Origin of the sequence: Streptomyces sp. NBC_00096 (assembly GCF_045041305.1) — a bacterium.
Classification (GTDB): domain Bacteria; phylum Actinomycetota; class Actinomycetes; order Streptomycetales; family Streptomycetaceae; genus Streptomyces.
Map to the genome: position 1 here is coordinate 3,444,269 of NZ_CP108221.1, position 13,421 is coordinate 3,457,689.

At 73.9% G+C, this 13,421-nt stretch carries 14 protein-coding genes; 4 read left to right on the top strand and 10 right to left on the bottom strand.

What is annotated here, in order from left to right; all coding sequences use genetic code 11:
- Positions 1–52 precede the first annotated feature (52 nt).
- A complete protein-coding gene (locus tag OG904_RS15075; protein ID WP_405491149.1) occupies positions 53–1,483 on the bottom strand; it encodes a VWA domain-containing protein in 1,431 nt (476 codons plus the stop codon).
- A 292-nt stretch (positions 1,484–1,775) separates the two neighbouring features.
- On the opposite strand from OG904_RS15075, the gene OG904_RS15080 reads away from it, so the two are divergent.
- Positions 1,776–3,878 (top strand): PhoX family protein, encoded by a 2,103-nt coding sequence (locus OG904_RS15080; protein WP_405491151.1) that lies wholly within the window; start codon positions 1,776–1,778, stop codon positions 3,876–3,878.
- A 91-nt stretch (positions 3,879–3,969) separates the two neighbouring features.
- On the opposite strand, the gene OG904_RS15085 is transcribed toward OG904_RS15080, so the two are convergent.
- The 4 genes from OG904_RS15085 to OG904_RS15100 form a co-directional block, all read right to left on the bottom strand.
- On the bottom strand, positions 3,970–5,238 hold the full coding sequence (locus tag OG904_RS15085; RefSeq protein ID WP_405491153.1) for a sensor histidine kinase: 1,269 nt from the start codon (positions 5,236–5,238) through the stop codon (positions 3,970–3,972).
- A gap of 29 nt (positions 5,239–5,267) precedes the next feature.
- Complete coding sequence (locus OG904_RS15090) at positions 5,268–5,981, bottom strand: hypothetical protein (protein WP_405491155.1); 714 nt, start codon at positions 5,979–5,981, stop codon at positions 5,268–5,270.
- An 84-nt stretch (positions 5,982–6,065) separates the two neighbouring features.
- A complete protein-coding gene (locus OG904_RS15095; protein WP_405491157.1) occupies positions 6,066–8,084 on the bottom strand; it encodes an FUSC family protein in 2,019 nt (672 codons plus the stop codon).
- A gap of 81 nt (positions 8,085–8,165) precedes the next feature.
- Positions 8,166–8,993, bottom strand: a complete 828-nt coding sequence (locus OG904_RS15100; RefSeq protein WP_405491158.1) for a hypothetical protein — start codon at positions 8,991–8,993, stop codon at positions 8,166–8,168.
- A 112-nt stretch (positions 8,994–9,105) separates the two neighbouring features.
- Between OG904_RS15100 and OG904_RS15105 the strand changes: the two genes are divergently transcribed.
- Genes OG904_RS15105 through OG904_RS15115 form a run of 3 tightly spaced genes read left to right on the top strand, consistent with a single transcriptional unit; the run spans position 9,106 to position 10,282 of the window.
- Positions 9,106–9,576, top strand: a complete 471-nt coding sequence (locus OG904_RS15105) for an RrF2 family transcriptional regulator (protein WP_405498023.1) — start codon at positions 9,106–9,108, stop codon at positions 9,574–9,576.
- Positions 9,577–9,635: 59 nt separating this feature from the next.
- Positions 9,636–9,815 carry a hypothetical protein gene (locus OG904_RS15110; protein WP_405491160.1) on the top strand — a complete coding sequence of 60 codons (180 nt, stop codon included), beginning with the start codon at positions 9,636–9,638 and terminating at the stop codon, positions 9,813–9,815.
- 59 nt (positions 9,816–9,874) lie between these two features.
- Complete coding sequence (locus OG904_RS15115; protein WP_405491162.1) at positions 9,875–10,282, top strand: hypothetical protein; 408 nt, start codon at positions 9,875–9,877, stop codon at positions 10,280–10,282.
- 182 nt (positions 10,283–10,464) lie between these two features.
- Here the strand turns inward: OG904_RS15115 and OG904_RS15120 are convergent, their stop codons facing one another.
- The 5 genes from OG904_RS15120 to OG904_RS15140 all read right to left on the bottom strand — a co-directional run bounded on the left by OG904_RS15120 (position 10,465) and on the right by OG904_RS15140 (position 13,391).
- A complete protein-coding gene (locus OG904_RS15120; protein ID WP_405491164.1) occupies positions 10,465–10,674 on the bottom strand; it encodes a hypothetical protein in 210 nt (69 codons plus the stop codon).
- A gap of 117 nt (positions 10,675–10,791) precedes the next feature.
- Complete coding sequence (locus OG904_RS15125) at positions 10,792–11,175, bottom strand: hypothetical protein (RefSeq protein WP_405491166.1); 384 nt, start codon at positions 11,173–11,175, stop codon at positions 10,792–10,794.
- Between the two features lie 136 nt (positions 11,176–11,311).
- The gene (locus OG904_RS15130) at positions 11,312–11,953 is read right to left on the bottom strand and encodes a hypothetical protein (RefSeq protein ID WP_405491168.1); all 642 of its coding nucleotides are present in this window, start codon (positions 11,951–11,953) and stop codon (positions 11,312–11,314) included.
- A gap of 374 nt (positions 11,954–12,327) precedes the next feature.
- Positions 12,328–12,489, bottom strand: a complete 162-nt coding sequence (locus tag OG904_RS15135) for a hypothetical protein (RefSeq protein ID WP_405491170.1) — start codon at positions 12,487–12,489, stop codon at positions 12,328–12,330.
- The gene (locus tag OG904_RS15140; protein ID WP_405491172.1) at positions 12,486–13,391 is read right to left on the bottom strand and encodes a hypothetical protein; all 906 of its coding nucleotides are present in this window, start codon (positions 13,389–13,391) and stop codon (positions 12,486–12,488) included. The genes OG904_RS15135 and OG904_RS15140 overlap by 4 nt, the downstream gene beginning before the upstream one ends.
- Positions 13,392–13,421 lie beyond the last annotated feature (30 nt).

Sequence of the window (13,421 nt, forward strand, 5' to 3'; positions counted from 1 at the left end):
CTTACGCGAAGGGGCCCGGGATCCGTACGGATCCCGGGCCCCTTCGCGTCGTCTAGAACTTTTCCAGCAGGCCCTTGAGGAGGGCGGCCGGGGTCAGTTCGGTCGGGGCGGGGCCGGCGTGGAAGAAGCCGGCGTTGTCGGCGTCCAGCTTGCGCAGGAAGTCGAAGGCCTTGGCGTCGGTCTCGCCGAAGGCCACGAACTGCCAGTGGATGCCGGGGGCGGTGGCGGCCGCCTCGGCCAGGGCGGCCCTGGCGGGCTGGCGGTTGTCGGGGGCGCCGTCGGTCTGGAAGACGACCAGGGCCGGGCCCTCGCCGCCGTCCTTCTGGTAGCGCTCCACGACGGCCTCCACGGCGACGTGGTAGCTGGTGCGGCCCATCCGGCCGAGCTCCGCGTGGCGGGCCTCGACCCAGGCCCCGTCGTACGCGTCGAGGGTCAGGTCGGCGGTGCCGTCCACCTCGGTGGAGAAGAACACCGTGTGCACGGTGGCGTTCTCGTCGAGGTGCGCGGCCAGTGCCAGGGCGTGATCGGCGAGGTACTGGGCGCTGCCGTCCTTGTAGAACGGCCGCATCGACCCCGAACGGTCGAGGACGAGGTACACCGTGGCGCGCGCCCCGGCCTTCCCCTTGGCGCGCAGCACCTGCCCGGCGGCCTTGTACGGGGCTGCGAGCGCGGGCGCTTGCCGCTTGAGGGCGGCGAGGGAGAGCGCGGGCGCGCCGACCTCCGCGTCGGCGTCGGCGTCGGCGGCCAGGGACTCCGCCTCCGGCGCGACGGCGGCAGCCGCGAGCGGCTCGGCTTCCGGTTCCGCCTCGGGGGTGGCTGCTTCGGCCTCGGGTTCGGCCGGCTCCGGCTCGGGGGCGATCGGGAGCGGCTCGTCGGCCGCCTTCGCCTCCGGCTCGGCTGCGGCGGCCGGTTCGGCCTGCGGCTCGGCAACTTCGGCGTCAGCGGCGACGGCCAGCGGCTCCGCCTCGGACGCGAGCGCCTCGGGCTCGGCGGCCAGGGGCTGCGCCTCCGGCGTTGCGGCGGCGGCCGGTTCCGCCTCGGGGGCGGCTGCTTCGGCCTCGGGCTCGGCCGGCTCCGCCTCGGGCGCGAGCGCCTCGGCCGGCTCCGCCTCGGGCTCGGCGGCGGCAGCGGCGGGCTCCGGCTTGTGTGGCTGCGGTGCGACGGCGTCGGCCTTCGGCGCGGCCGGGGCCGCGGGAAGCGTGGAAGCCCCCCCGGCAGGAGACCGGCGGGCCTCCGGGACCGTGGGGTCCGGGGTGGGGGCCGGGGCCGGGGCCGTGAGGACGGTGCCCGGTTCGCGGTCCCGGGGAGCGGACTGAGGAGGGACGGTGGGGTTGTCGAAGGAGGCCGCGACCAGTTCGGCCGCCGCGTCCAGTGGAGTGCGTTCGGTCTGGCTCGGAAGGGACGCCGAAGGGGCGCCGGTCGTCTCCGGAACCGGTTCAGAGGTCCGTCCGAACACCTTGCGCAACAAGCTCCGAATACCCATGGGCCAGGCCTTTCGCATGAGTGCGTGCGTCATTTGTCCGTGCTGCGCGGTAGATCCCTGCCCAGAGTGGACACGTAAGGTTATCGGCCCCTTGGCTGGAACTTCGGCAGGGGCACCTTTCGTGGCGCCCACTGCCCAAACACACCCGTTGCGCACCCGAACTGCCGCTCCGACGTGCCGGATTCACCGGCCGTTCATCCGTCCGCCGCCGCTTCGGCGCAACCCGCGCTTAGCGTCACCGGCAGATTGTTCCGACACGTTGTCGGGGACCGTGCATCAACGGAGGACACTCGTGCGCAAGCTCCTGCCGCTCATCGGCACCTCTCACGGGGGCGGCCGTTCCGCCCTCACCTGCCGCTACCGCTGCGGTGACGCCTGCTTCCACGAGGTGCCGAACACCAGCGACAACGAGTACGTCGGCGACGTCATCGCCCGTGCCTACTCCCGCCGCTCGATGCTCCGCTCGGCCGCCGTCGTCACGGTGGCCTCGGCCGCCGGTACCGCCCTCACCCTCAGCGGCAACGGCTCCTCCGCCAGCGCGGACCCCGCCGCCGACGCCCGGACCACCGGCGGCGCGGGTGGCAACACCGACGGCGCCCGGGGCCTGCGCTTCAAGGCCGTGGCGCCGAACACCGTCGACCAGGTCTCGATCCCCGAGGGCCACGAGCAGAACGTGGTCATCCGCTGGGGCGACCCGATCGTCAAGGGCGCGCCCGCCTTCAACTCCGACAAGCAGACCGCCGCCGCCCAGGCCGGTCAGTTCGGGTACAACAACGACTTCCTGAGCCTTCTCCCGCTCGGCGGCGACTACGAGCGCCAGCAGCTGCTCGTCGCCAACCACGAGTACACCGACGAGAACCTCATGTTCAAGGGCTACGACCCGGCCAACCCCACCCGCGAGCAGGTCGAGATCGCCTGGGCCGCGCACGGCCTCGGCGTCGTCGTGGTCCAGGAGGACCACCGCAGCGGCAAGCTGACCTCGGTCAACCGCCACCAGCTCAACCGCCGCCTCACCGCCACCAGCGAGTTCAAGCTGACCGGTCCGGCCGCCGGCTCCGCCCTGGTGAAGACCTCGGTCGACGCCACCGGCACCAAGGTGCTCGGCACGCTGAACAACTGCTCCGGCGGCACCACCCCGTGGGGCACCACGCTGCACGGCGAGGAGAACTTCAACCAGTACTTCGCCAACGCCGGCCAGGTCACCGACGCCACGCAGGCCGCCCGCCTGAAGCGCTACGGCGTGACCGCCGGCGCCACCGAGCGCAAGTGGGAGCGGTTCGACAAGCGCTTCGACACCCTGCAGGAGCCCAACGAGCCGCACCGCTTCGGCTGGGTCGTCGAGCTGGACCCGTACGACCCGAACTCCACCCCGCGCAAGCGCACCGCGCTCGGCCGCTTCAAGCACGAGGGCGCCCAGCCCCGCCTCACCGAGGACGGCCGCCCGGTCGTCTACATGGGCGACGACGAGCGCTTCGACTACTTCTACAAGTTCGTCTCGTCGAAGCAGATGAAGAAGGGCGACTCCCGCGCGGCGAAGGAGCACAACCTCACGCTGCTCGACGAGGGCACCCTCTACGTCGCCAAGCTCACCGGTGACTCCCCGGCCGCCGAGATCGACGGCACCGGCAAGCTCCCCTCCGACGGCCAGTACGACGGCTCCGGCGTGTGGATCAAGCTCCTCACCTCTTCCCCCTCCGGCAACGTCTCGCACGTCGAGGGCATGAGCGCCGAAGAGGTGGCCGTCTTCACGCGGCTGGCGGGCGACAAGGTCGGCGCGACCAAGATGGACCGCCCCGAGGACATCGAGCCCTCCCCGCGCACCGGCCGCGTCTACGTCGTCCTGACCAACAACACCGACCGCGGCAAGCCCGGCAAGGAAGGCGCCACCGAGGCCAACCCGCGCAACCTGAACAAGCACGGCCAGATCCTGGAGCTCGCCGAGAACTTCGACGACCCGGCCGGCGACGGGTTCGCCTGGCGCCTCTTCCTGGTCGCGGGCGACCCGAACGACCCGGCGACCTTCTTCGCGGGCTTCCCGAAGGACAAGGTCAGCCCGATCTCCTGCCCGGACAACGTGACCTTCGACCCGCACGGCAACCTGTGGATCTCCACGGACGGCAACCAGCTCGGCTCCCACGACGGCCTGTTCGGCGTCGCGACCGCCGGTGAGCGCCGCGGCGAGCTGAAGCAGTTCCTGACCGTCCCGCGCGGCGCCGAGACCTGTGGCCCGCTGGTCCAGGACAAGCGCGTCCTGGTCGCCGTCCAGCACCCGGGCGAGATCGACGGCGCGTCCGTCGAGAACCCGCAGTCGGTGTGGCCCGACGGTCCGGGCAAGATCGTCCGTCCGGCGGTCGTCTCCGTCTGGCGCAAGGACGGCAAGAACATCGGCGTCTGAACCGACGTGAGTTGAACCGACGTGAGTTGAACCGACGTGAGTTGACCGGGCGGCGCGGCCGATGTTTCACGTGAAACATCGGCCGCGCCGCTCAACTTCCTTCCAGTAGGCGCCCGACGGGCAGCTGGAGCGTGGTCACGGCGCCCCCGTCCGGGGCGTTGGAGAAGCCCAGCGCGATCTCCAGCACCGCCGCCTGCCCCGCCGCGATGGTCAGGCCCAGCCCGTGGCCGCGGCCGCGTCCCGGATCTCCGGTGCGGAAGCGCTGCGGGCCCTGCTCGATCAGCTCGGCCGGGTAGCCCGGTCCGTGGTCGCGCACGGTCACCAGCGGGCCCGTGACGTTCACCTCGATCGGCGGCTGCCCGTGCTTGTCGGCGTTGACCAGCAGGTTGGCCAGGATCCGGTCCAGGCGGCGCCGGTCGGTGAGCACCACCGCGTCCCGGTCGACCCGTACCGAGACGCTCAGCCGAGTGCTCGCCACGGCCCGCTCCACGGCCCGGCCGAGCTCCACCCGGGCCAGGTCGGCCCGTTCGACGCCCGAGTCCAGCCGGGAGATCTCCAGCAGGTCCTCGGTGAGCAGGTGCAGGGCCTTCAGCCGGTCGTTGATCATTTCCTTGGGCCGGCCCTCGGGCAGCAGGGCCGCCGCGGCCAGTGAGCCCGTGAGCGGGGTGCGCAGCTCGTGTGCGACGTCCGCCGTGAACCGCTTCTCCGCCTCCAGCCGGCCCTGGAGCGAGGCCGCCATCGAGTCGAGCGCGTGGGCCACGTCCCGGACCTCGTCGCGGGAGCGGGGGCCCGGGCCCGGGCCGTCCGAGGGGAAGCCGACGCGCGCGTCGAGGTCCCCTGCGCTGATCCGGCGGGCCACGGCGGCCGTGGTGGAGAGCCGGCGGCTGATGCGGTCGGCGAGGAAGAGACCGGCGAGCGCCACCACTCCGGCTGCGAGCACCGCGGACACGAGGATCGCGGTGTCGATCTTCCGGAGCCGGTCGCGGGTGCTCCCGTAGGGGATCCACACGGCCAGGGCCTTGCCGTCGGCGGGCCCGGCGGCCCACATGACGGGTTTGCCGTCCTGGGTGCCGACCATGCTCCCGGTCAGTCCGCGCGAGACCAGCTGCCGGAGGGGCTCGGGGAGACGGGGCGGGTTCAGGGCGCTGCTCCCGCCCCCGTGCGAGGTGCCGTACTCGTACTGGCTCAGGGCGTAGTCCAGCTCCCGGTCCACGTCCTTGCGGACCTCCCCGACGAGCTGGTGGGCGACCACGTTGTGCACCAGGATGCCGAGCGCCGCCGCGACCGCGCAGCACACCGCCGTGGTGGTCATGGCGATCTTCCAGCGCAGACTGCTCGCCATTCCCGTCATCCGCGTCATCCCCGTCATCCGCATGGTGTTCCGGCCCCTCAGCCGCTGCCGGTACCCGGGCAGGGGGTGGTGCCGTCCTCGGTGTCGGGGCATTCGTCGAGGGTGAGCTGGGAGAGGTTGAGGATCCCGGCCTCCGGGTCCCACACGTAGTCGGAGATGGAGACCTTCTTCGGGTTCGACGTCGGCTCGCGCACCGCGAGGTGCTCGGCGGCCACCTCCACGCCTTCCAGCACCCCGCGCCGGGACAGGATGCGGGCGATCGTCCCGTCGTCCTGGACGGTGTAGACGCGCAGTTCGCTGAGCCGGCCGTCGATGTCCAGGGCGGTGATCAGCTCGTCCCGGCCGTTGCCGGTCACATCGGCGAAGACGGCGGGCCGGACGGGGCACTGCGGACCGCCGTCCACAGCCTGTGTACAGAGTGCGAGCCGCTGGATCGCCCGCGGGTCGACGAGCCGGCCGGTGCCGTGGTCCGCGGCGGTGGCGGCGGTGATGTCGGCGCGGACCACCTCGAGCGGGCTGGCGCTGCGCATGGACAGGTCGGGGACCTTGGCGAGGCCGGGGACGGTGGTGGCGGTGCCTGGCTGCTGGCCGGGGCCGGGGGGTTCCGGGCGGATGTTCTCCCACAGGCTCCGGGGAGCGTGCGCCGTCCCCAGGTCGCCGTCGTTCCGCAGCCCCTCCACGTCGGCGCAGCCCGTGGTCGCCGCCAGTGCGGCCGCGAGGAGGAGGGGCCGGCTGCGGTGGAGGAGGGCCATACCCCGATGCTCCCCCGGCTCCGCCGGGTGGGCCCGGGGGCGGGGCCATTGGGGGGACGGGGTGCGGCAGCGGCGGCGCCGGGGTCAGCGGTTGGGTTCTGCGATGGCCCGGGCCGCTGTGAGTTCCTGGCGGACCGGGGAGAGGACGGAGGGGGTTGGCGCCGTGGGGGGTGCCGGGGGGTGGAGCTGGGTCGGGGTGTCGGCGTGGCGGACACCGTGGGCCAGGGCGCGGAGGTCCGCGGCGATCGCGGTGACCTCCGGCTGGCCCGGCGGTTCGGCGCCGTGGTTGACCCGGACCCTGGCCGCCGTCGTCGCGTCGACGATCCGCTCCACGGCGACGACCAGCGGCCACCACGCGGCGGCCCGTTCCCCGGTCGGCGGCGGCTCGGTCAGCGCCCGCTGGAACTCGCTGCGCACGCCCGACAGGTCCCGGTAGATCCGGCGGCGGGCCTGGAGCCGTGCGGTGCGTGCCGCCCGCAGGCCCGCCTCGGTGTCGGGGAAGGGGCCGAAGGCCCGCTCCACGTACCGGGCGGCGTCCTCCACCGTGTCGGCGAGCCGGTCGCCGATCCGGGTCCGCCAGCTCTCGGGCCACAGGAGGTAGCCCGCGATCAGGGTGATGGCGCAGCCGATCAGGCTGTCCAGCAGCCGGGGCCTGATCAGGTCGAAGCCCTGGTGGTTGAGCAGGTCGGAGAGGAGGAGGATCACCGGGGTGATCGCCGCGGTCTGGAAGGCGTACCCGCGGACGGAGAAGGCCGGGATCAGCGCGGCGAGTACGACCATCACGGGTACGTCCCACCAGCCGCGCGGCACCTCGGAGAGCACGGCGGCGGCGATGAACAGCCCGGCGGCGGTACCCACCGCGCGCAGCACGGCCCGGGAGAACACCGAGCCGAAGTCGGGCTTGAGGACGAAGGTGACGGTCAGCGCGACCCAGTAGGACCGCTCGATCTCCACGACCGATACGAGGGCCTGCGCCAGCCCGATGCAGAGCGCCAGCCGCAGTCCGTACCGCCAGGATGCTTCGGAGAACATCATGTCGCGCACCGCCCGGCGGGCCCGGACCCCCAGCGCGGCGGGCCGGCCGAGCCGGTCGTCGACGTTGTTCGGGTCCGGTTCTGCCAGCAGCACGCTGGCCGCCGCGTGCCGCAGGGCCGCGTCCAGGGCCCGCTCGGACTGGCTGGCCGGTACGGGCAGGTCCAGTACGGGGGTTCCCGTGCGGCCCTCCTCGACGGCCGCGGCCAGCTCCCGTACGGCCGCCGGGATCACGGGGGAGAGGGGTCTGCCGAGCAGGTTCGCGGCGGGCGCGGCCTCGACGAGCGGGATCAGCACGTTCAGCTGGGCCAGCATCCGCACGAGCGAGGGACTGCGTCCGTGCACCCGGGCCCGGCGGCCCAGCACGAGGTCGTAGGCCTGGTTCAGGGCCTGGGTGACCTGGTGGCGGCGCTCCTCGTAGGCCTGCCCAGGCCCGCCGGCGGCTTCCAGGCTGTCGGCCACCGCCCGGTAGGCGGCGGCGACGGCGGAGCGCTCCGGCTGCCGTCCGCGCAGCGGCCAGCCGATCAGGGACAGGGCCAGGACGAACAGCCCGCCCGCGCTCAGCAGCAGCGGTGCGGTCCACCAGGGCTGGGGCATCGGCAGGCCGGCGCCGACCACGGAGTACAGCAGCAGCATCAGCCCGGAGACGGAGGCGACGGTGCCGATCGAGGAGATCATGCCGGAGACCAGGGCGATCAGGGTGAGGACGCCGACCGTGAGCCAGCCGTGCCCGAAGACCAGGGTGCCCAGTGCGACGCCGACGGCGCCGAAGAACTGGGGCACGGCGATGTTCAGGACGCGCATCCGGTAGGCGTCGGCGGTGTCGCCGATGACTCCGGAGAGGGCGCCCATGGAGACGAGCGCACCGTACTCGGGCTCGTCGAGGGCGAAGCCGACGGCCAGCGGGAGGGCCATGGCGATGCCCGCGCGCAGGACGGCGGCCCAGGGGATCGGCGCGGTGCTCGGCCGCAGCCCCTTCAGCAGCCAGCCGGGCGGGGCCGGCGGACGGATTCGTCCCTGGGTGTGCCGGGACGGCCCGGACGGTATGCCTTCGGTGCGTTCGGTACTCATTCCCGCTTCCGTGCCGCCGCTCGCGAATCGGTTCTTCTGTGCTGTTCTACGGATTTGAGCGCGAATCCGTACCTTCTGAGCTTATGGGGTGCGTCGCAATCGGCCCGTCAGCCAGGCGGCCAGCGCGGCGGCGAGCCCGACGGCCAGCACCACCCAGACGGTGGTCCGCAGGAACGCGGTGAGCGCGTCGTACACCGCTTCGGCGGCCGCCCGGTCGATGTCGGCCGGCAGATCGTCCAGGGTGAGGCGGCGGCACAGGACCACGGCCAGCCACAGCAGCAGGGCTCCGGCGGCCAGCCCCAGCCCGGTGGCCAGGAGGGCGCGGCGGCGGCGGACGGCGACCGCGACGGCCGCCGCGGCCAGCACCACGGTGAGCGCGGGGAGCCAGACCCCGGCGATCTGCAGCATGCGGAAGCCCTTCCGGAGCGCGCCGAGGTTGTCGTACTCCATGACCTTCACCGAGAGGTGGGTCACCGGGATGCGGTTGGCGAGCGGTACCCCGTCGTCGACCAGGTCGTTCTTGACCTGCGCGATCACGGGCGCGAGGTCGATGGTCACGGCGTTGCCGTGGCCGGTGGTGAGCGCGTCGAGGAAGGCGCCGTGGGCGGCGCGGTTCGCGGCGTCCCAGGCGGTGCGGTAGGCCGGGGTGCCGACGAAGGAATGCAGGGCCTCGCCGAGCAGGGCGTCGACCCCGCCCTGGAAGGGGCCGGCGTCGATCTGCCCGGAAAGGGCGTGGCCGGCCTGGGTGACGACCACGTTCTGTACGGCGGGGTCCGAAGCGAGCGGGGACATGGCCTCGGTGTAGCGGTCGGCGTTGCCCAGCTCTTGATCGGCCCAGTACGCGACGGCGCTCGCGGGCACCAGGAGGGCCACGAGCACGATGAGTACCGCCGAGAGGAAGGTCCGCACGTCACCAGGGAACGGCGGGCGGGCGGGCGATGCGAGCGCGGTTGCTGCGGGTGGGTGGCGAGTGTCATCCTTGCGGGAATCAATCTGGATATCTAATATCCAGATTATGAAGATGAGTGAGGGCGTCGAATGGGCCCTGCACAGCTGCCTCAACCTGGCCTGGGCCGGTCCGGACCGGGCGGTCTCGGCGGCCCGGCTGGCGGCCTGGCACGAGCTGCCGGCCGCCTACCTGAACAAGCAGCTCCAGGCGCTGGTCCGGGCGGGGATCGTCACCTCCACCCCCGGTCCGCGCGGCGGCTTCCGCCTGGCGCGGCCGCTCGACGCCATCTCGCTCATGGACGTGGTCGCCGCCGTCGAGGGGCCGGACGGGGCCTTCCGGTGCGCGGAGATCAGGCAGCAGGGCCCTGGCGGCGGCACGGAGCCGCCCGCGGCCGACTGCGCCATCGCGCACGCGATGGGCCGGGCCGAACTGGCCTGGCGCCGCGCACTGGCCGGGCAGCACCTCGACGAGATCCGGCAGCAGGCCGAACGGCAGGCCCCCCAGGCCCCCGAGCGGCTCCGCGCATGGCTCGCCGCGGCGTAGGAACCCCCGGCCGGGTCCCGGACATCCACAGCCTTTGGACGAAGACTCTGGAGCTTGGAATGACGCGCAGCATCACCAACCCGGCAGAACTCCACGACCCCACCGGCTACGGCTACGGCCACGTCGTCTCCGCACCCGGAGAGCAGGTCTTCATAGCCGGCCAGTACGGCTCCGACGGGACCGGTCACGGCGGTGCGGGCGGCCTCCGCGCAGTGATCCGCCGGGCGCCCGGCGGATGATCCAGTTGCCGGCCGGGGGCGGCGGGTGTGCCCTGGATGATGGGAGAGAGGAGCCCGTCATGACACATGTGGCACCCACCGCCCCCCGGCGGCACCAGCAGGCGGCGGCCGGTACGACGCACACGAGCAGGGCCGCCCTCGCGCGCCCCCTGCTCATGGGACTCGTCTACGGCGTCTACGCCGCCTTCATGAAGCGTCAGATGGGGCCCGTCGACGCGGGCAACGTCTTCTACGGGATCCTCTGCGGCGCCGTCTTCGCCGCCTGCCTGATGGCCCTGGCCCGGATCGGACCCAGGCTCGCGCAGGAGCCGCACGCGGCGGCGTACGGGATCTTCGGCGGCGTTGCCTTCGGCTACCTGTACAGCCTGGCCGGCGAATCCATCCTGAAGAGCTCGGGCCTGGGCCTGCTGGTCGGCGCGGGCGTCGGCATGGCGGCGTTCTACCGGTACCACGCGCGTCGCACCTGAGGGCGTTCGGATCGGGCCGGCCAGGTACTTTCGGCCGGGCGAATGCGGACAAAAGACCGGGGTGAGTGAGTGGGCGGGTGAAGGAGAGTGGGGGGAGGCGCCGGTTCCCGTGCTCCGTGGTCGAACCTCACGTGACCACTCTCCGTTGCCGAGGGCGCGGGAACCGGTGCCTCCCCATGTCCTCAGGCCTGTTCGGCCGGACCGTCCGCGGTCCGGGGCTCGGCGGTCTTGGGCTCGGCGGTCCGGGACTCGGCGGTCCTGGTCGGCTCGGAGTCGGTTTCCGGCGTCCGGCGGACGGGCGGGGTCGCGGGGGGCACGGGGGTCGACGGGGAGAAACGGGAGGCCTCGGCGCGGAGCATGGCGTTCAGGGCCAGGTACGGGTCGAAGGGCATGGCGGAACCTCACGGTGTTCGGGGGTGTGGGGGAGGCGCGCCGGTTCGCCGGGATCACCGAGGTCATCGGGGCCCACCGGGTCCGGCGCGTTGCTGCTGTTCGGCCTCTCGGCCCGCTCAGCAGCGCAGGACCACACTCCGTACCGCCCGCGGGGTCGCCGCCGGGACGCCCGCCCCCATCGCGCGCGGGGCCGACTCCCCGGACCCCGGGTGTTTCACGTGAAACACCGGCCGCCGCAGGTCCCGTGCGCCGGGGATCCCGCGCACGGGCGTCCGTACCGCCAGACGTACTTCGGGGTCACCGGCCGGATCGGCCGGTCCCTCGGTGGGTTCCGCCGGGGAGGTGGGGGCGGCCGGGGCGGAGCGGGAGGCGTCGGCCGTCGCGAGGGAGGGTCCGGACGGGCCGGCGCCGAACACGCACAGCAGCACGACGCAGAGCACCGTCAGGGACGCCCTCAGGGCCCTGCCCGGTGCCGTCCGCACCTGCCGTGTCCCGCTCATGCGGAGGGTGTGCCCCGGCGCGCGGGCCAACTCCCCACCAGGACCGCAGCATTCCCCCGACCGGGGGACGAAGACACCCCCCACGGCTGACAGGTGGCCGAGGGGGGTGTCCGTTCAGGGGAGCGCCGGGACCGGGTCAGCGGGGGGCGCGGCGGTGGCCGGTGAGGCGGGCCAGGACGGCCGTTTCACCGCTGACCAGCCGGATCCGGGCCCGGCTGGACGGCTCGCCGCGTCCGGAAACCCCGGCGGGGGAGACCCGGTACACGGTGAACACGGCCGTACGCCGGTCCGCGCGCGGCACCTCGATCGTCTGTCCGCGCCGGACCTCGGTGAGCCGGGGCAGGTCCCCGGAGAGCATGGCGGTACCGGCCGAGCCCGGGGCCGGGCCGGCGGGATCCCAGACGGCGCCGGCCGCCTCCCCGGGCCTGGCGTCCGTACTCCCCGTCCTGCCGTCCGGGGCGCCGGGTGAGGTGCTGCCCGCCAGCCGTACGTCCACCTCCAGGCTCGGGATGACCAGCCGCAGCGGCCGCGCCGCGGGCAGCGGGGTGCCCCCCGAGCGCACGGGCCCCCGGGCACCCTTGCCGGTGGTGTGGCCGCCGGAGTGCTCCAGCTGCCGGGCCAGCCGGCGCGGGCCGGACAGCCCGAGCACCCGTGAGGGCAGGGCGTCGCCGGCGGTCGGAGCGGCCGGCCGGCCGCCTTCGGTGGTGCGCAACACCCCCAGACCGGTGAACAGCAGAGCCACCGTCAGTACGCCGACCACCCACTTGGCGCGGGGCATGGGAATCCCTCCTGGTCCGGCTCGGGCGGCCGGGTCCTGAGAGCAGTGGACCTCTCTCCGGCCCCCGGCACCGTGCGTAACACGAGAAGTTGACGGCGCGTCACCGTCGCGGCGTCCTGCTCCGGGGACGTCTTCGCAGTTGGCGGCGGGTGGGCCGGGGGTGGATCGGTTGTGGGAGACGTGCGCCCGAACGGGTGAGAACGTCAAGGCCGGGCCCCGGGCGTGTCGTCTCGACGGCACGTTCTGCCACATGCGAAAACCTGTCAAGCGGGACGAGGTGACGGACCGTCCGCGCGAGTTGCGGGGGTGGCCGGGGCCCCTTGTCCTTGAACCATGAATGATCCTTATGCATATGCCCTGGCCATGGGACCCCGCTACTTTCCGACCGGGTCCGGGGGCGGGCCTGACGGCGCCACCGGCTTCGTGTCCGTCCGCCCGCTGCCGAGGAACCGTTCCGCCGCGGCCTCCCGCAGGGCCTGCGCCAGGCCGTCCACCACGCGCCGCTCCCGCCACGGGCGCCCGGCCGCGCCGCTCACACCCGCTCCGGCATCCGGGCGGTCCGCCGGGAGGGCCGCCGGACGGGAGGCAGGGCGGGCGCCGCAGCCCGGGTGAGGTAGCCGGCGGCGAGCGGCGGGACGGCCAGCGCGGTGGTGGCCGCCGGGGGCTGGAGCCCCGACAGGCGCCGCAGCAGTCGCGGGGCCAGCTCGGGGCCGACCGCCCGGATCAGCGCCCGGGCGCCGGTGGAGTGCTCGTGGACCCACCCGATGTGGCGCAGCCCGGACCAGCCCGGCTCCGCGGCCGCTTCGGCCAGGGCGCGGGCCGCGGGGGCCAGCGGCAGCAGGTGGACGGCCGCCGGCTCCGCGCAGCCCGGTGGCCCCGCGGGAGTCGGCCGGAGGGCTTCGGCGACCGCGAGGCGGGTGAAGGCCGGCCGCGGCAGTTCCGCGTGGTCGGCCAGGTCGCTGACGGTCGGGGCCAGGCAGTGCACCCCGGCCGGGAACCCGTCCCGCAGGGCCGCGGCGGCGACCGTCCGCCCGGCCGGGCCCGGGTCCCCGACGGTGACCAGGTGGAAGGCCGTACGCCGGTCGCCCCCGGCCGCCAGCGGCAGCAGGGCGGCCGCGGTGGCGGCGGGCTGTTCCACGCACCAGACGGCGTCGAAGCGGCGGGCCGCGGCGGGCGGCCCGTCCGCCGCGGCGTCGGAGGCCCGCAGTGCGTCGGAGGCCCGCAGCGCGTCGGAGGCCCGCAGCGCGTCGAGGCGGTCCGCGAGGAGGTCTACGTACTCGGGATAGAGCCCGATCAGCGTCAGCTGACGGGCCAGCAGGAGCCTGCTGCGGCGCACGTCGGTGGCGGTGAGCAGGGTCAGGTGGTGGCCGCGGCCGAGCAGTTCGGCGGCGAGCCGGATACCGGTGGGGCTGGCGGCACCGGCGAGGGCGATGTGCACGGCGTACTCGTTTCGAAGGAGGTGGGGGCA

Excerpts from the sequence above, each read along its gene's own strand:
- OG904_RS15105 (WP_405498023.1), top strand. The coding sequence starts at position 9,106 with ATGAGTGAGGGCGTCGAATGGGCCCTGCACAGCTGCCTCAACCTGGCC.
- OG904_RS15085 (WP_405491153.1), bottom strand. The coding sequence starts at position 5,238 with ATGACGCGGATGACGGGAATGGCGAGCAGTCTGCGCTGGAAGATCGCC.
- OG904_RS15110 (WP_405491160.1), top strand. The coding sequence starts at position 9,636 with ATGACGCGCAGCATCACCAACCCGGCAGAACTCCACGACCCCACCGGC.
- OG904_RS15090 (WP_405491155.1), bottom strand. The coding sequence starts at position 5,981 with ATGGCCCTCCTCCACCGCAGCCGGCCCCTCCTCCTCGCGGCCGCACTG.
- OG904_RS15130 (WP_405491168.1), bottom strand. The coding sequence starts at position 11,953 with ATGCCCCGCGCCAAGTGGGTGGTCGGCGTACTGACGGTGGCTCTGCTG.
- OG904_RS15115 (WP_405491162.1), top strand. The coding sequence starts at position 9,875 with ATGACACATGTGGCACCCACCGCCCCCCGGCGGCACCAGCAGGCGGCG.
- OG904_RS15075 (WP_405491149.1), bottom strand. The coding sequence starts at position 1,483 with ATGGGTATTCGGAGCTTGTTGCGCAAGGTGTTCGGACGGACCTCTGAA.
- OG904_RS15125 (WP_405491166.1), bottom strand. The coding sequence starts at position 11,175 with ATGAGCGGGACACGGCAGGTGCGGACGGCACCGGGCAGGGCCCTGAGG.
- OG904_RS15095 (WP_405491157.1), bottom strand. The coding sequence starts at position 8,084 with ATGAGTACCGAACGCACCGAAGGCATACCGTCCGGGCCGTCCCGGCAC.
- OG904_RS15120 (WP_405491164.1), bottom strand. The coding sequence starts at position 10,674 with ATGCCCTTCGACCCGTACCTGGCCCTGAACGCCATGCTCCGCGCCGAG.